Source organism: Rhodovulum sp. 12E13 (genome assembly GCF_003340565.1).
In the GTDB taxonomy this organism is placed as follows: domain Bacteria; phylum Pseudomonadota; class Alphaproteobacteria; order Rhodobacterales; family Rhodobacteraceae; genus HLUCCA09.
In genome coordinates, this window is the sequence record NZ_QPLK01000083.1 from 1 (window position 1) to 2,694 (window position 2,694).

At 73.6% G+C, this 2,694-nt stretch carries 2 protein-coding genes; both read left to right on the top strand.

What is annotated here, in order from left to right; all coding sequences use genetic code 11:
- A partial coding sequence (locus DLJ49_RS21000; RefSeq protein WP_115395453.1) for a phage tail tape measure C-terminal domain-containing protein occupies positions 1-2,364 on the top strand: 2,364 nt, incomplete at its 5' end.
- Positions 2,365-2,425: 61 nt separating this feature from the next.
- Positions 2,426-2,694: DUF2460 domain-containing protein (locus DLJ49_RS21005; RefSeq protein ID WP_199533474.1), on the top strand; the 269-nt coding region annotated here is incomplete at its 3' end.

Consider the following 2,694-nt stretch of genomic DNA (forward strand, 5'->3'; position numbering starts at 1 on the left):
GAGATGGAGGCGGCCAACCGCCGGCTCGCCCGCTTCGCACGGCAGGCGACGCGGATCGCCCGGGTCGTTGGCGCCGCGGCTGCGGCGGCCGGCGCGGCGCTGATCCGTTCGGGGCTCCAGACGATCGACGCGCAGGCCAAGCTCGCGCAGTCGCTCGCCACTACCACGGCGAGCGTGCAGGTGCTCGCCCGGGCGGCGGACCTCTCGGGCAATTCCTTTCGTGAGCTCGAGGCCGGCTCCGCACGCCTGACCCGGCGGCTGTCGCTCTTTGCCGCCGATGGCAGCGGGCCGGCGGCCGACGCTATCCAGCGGCTGGGGCTGAACGCGGCGGAGCTGCTCGCGCTGCCGCTCGACGAGCGCATCGCGCGGGTGACCGAGGCGATCCGGCAGAACGCGGCGGCTTCCGAGCAGGCGGCGCTCTTCTCGCAGCTTTTCGGCGACCGCGCCTTCGTGGCCTTCCAGCGGCTCGACCCGTCCCAGCTGCGCCAGGCGAACGACGAGCTGCGCCGCTTCGGCGTGTTGGTGAGCGACGCGGACGCCGACCGGATCGAGGAGACGAACGACGCGATCTCGCGGCTGGGGCTCATTTGGCGGGGCCTGTCGAACCAGCTGGCAGTCGCCGCCGCGCCGGCCCTGCAGAGCGCGGCGGAGGGGCTGGCCCGGCTGGGCGAGGTCGGCGGGCCGATCCAGCGGGTCTTCACCGTTCTGTCGGACGCGCTCGTCCTGCTGATCGACAATGTCGGGCGGGTGGCGAGCACGGCGACGGCCTTCGCCGGGTTCCTCGCCGGTCGCTGGGTGGCGGGGCTCGCCGCGGCGGCGCTCTCGGTCCGCGGGCTGGCCACGGCGCTCGTGGTTCTGCGCGGCGCGCTGATCCGCACCGGCATCGGCGCGCTGATCGTCGGTGCGGGCGAGCTGATCTACCAGTTCACTCGACTGGTGACGGCGACGGGCGGCATTGGCGAAGCGCTCGGGTTGCTGAAGGACGTGGCGGCGGAGGCGTGGGACCGGATCGCGCTGCGCGCTGGCGCCGCCTGGGCGCGGGTGGAGAGCGGCTGGGCCGCGGCGCAGGCCAGCATCTACGACGGGTTGCAGGGCGCGACGGAGGCCGTGGTCGGCTGGGGCAACAGCACCGTCGCGACTTTCTCGGGAGCGTTTGAGGCGGTGAAGGCGACCTGGGGCGCGCTGCCGGAGGCCATTGGCGACTTCGCCTTCCAGGCCGCGAATGCGCTGATCGACGGCGTCGAGTCGATGATCAACGGTGTGGTGGCGCGGATCAACCGCTTCATCGCCCGGCTGAACGCGGCGCTCTCCAATCTGCCCGACTGGGCGACCGGCGAGGGTGGCCTCTCCATCGGCCGGCTGGACCCGGTCGATCTGGGAGGCGTCGAGAACCCCTTCGCGGGCGCGGCCTCGGCGGTCGGCGATGCCGCGGGCGACGCCTTCCGCGCCGCCATGGGCCGCACCTATGTCGAGGCGCCGGATCTCTTTGGGGGCATGGCCACCGACGCGCGCGGCCGCGCCGCAGGATATGCCGAGGCGGCCGGCATGCTGACGGAGGCCGACGCCCGTCCAATGACCGCCTGGCAGGCACTGAAGGACGCCGTGACGGGCGCGGGCTCGGACGGCGCGGCGGCGCTCGAGACGGCCGCGGACTCGGCCGACCGCTTCGAGGCGGCACTCGGCGCGGCGGGACAGGCGGCCAGCGAGGCCGGTGCCGCGGCCGGGGCGGCCGCTTCCGCCGCCGCGCCAAGCACCGAGCGGGCCGTCACCGGCTGGCAGGCGGTCACGGCGGCGCTGTCGGACTACGCCACCAGGGCCCGCGAGATCGGCGGCGATATCGGACAGAGCCTCGTCGGCGCCTTCCGGTCGGCGGAGAATGCGGTCGGCGAGTTCGTGAAGACCGGCAAGCTGAAGGTCCGCGACCTCGTCACCTCGCTCATCGCCGATCTCGCGCAGCTCGCCGCGCGGCGCTTCATACTGGGGCCGATCGCGGGTGCCTTCGGCAATGCGCTCGGAGGCGCCGGCGGGCTGTTCGCCAACGTCCTGCATGCCGGCGGCGTGGTCGGCGCACCGGGACCCGGGCGGATGGTCCCGGCCGCGGCCTTCGCGGCGGCCCCGCGGATGCATTCCGGCGGCACACTGGGTCTGCGTCATGACGAGGTGCCGGCGATCCTGCAGCGCGGAGAGCGGGTGCTCTCGCGCCGTGAGACCCGCGAGTATGACGCCCCGCGCGGTGACCGCGAGCCCGCACCGGTCGTCAACATCTCGATCCAGACCCGCGACGCGGAGAGCTTCCGGCAGTCGCGGACGCAGGTCGCCGCGGACATCTCACGCGCCGTCGCCATGGGCCGGAGGGGCATGTGAGTGCGACCCCGCAAGTGGGAACCGGTTGCGGGGGCCAGAGCACGAACCACGGAGAGACTTGATGGCGTTCCACGAGGTCCGGTTTCCCGACAACATCAGCCGCGGCGCGCGCGGCGGGCCGGAGCGGCGCACGCAGATCGTCGAGCTCGCCTCGGGCGAGGAGGAGAGGAACGCCAGCTGGGCCAACTCGCGCCGGCGCTACGACGTCGCCTACGGCATCCGTCGCGCTGACGATCTGGCGGCCGTGGTCGCCTTCTTCGAGGCGCGGAACGGGCGGCTCCACGGCTTCCGCTTCAAGGACTGGGGCGATCACAAGTCGGGCCTGCCGTC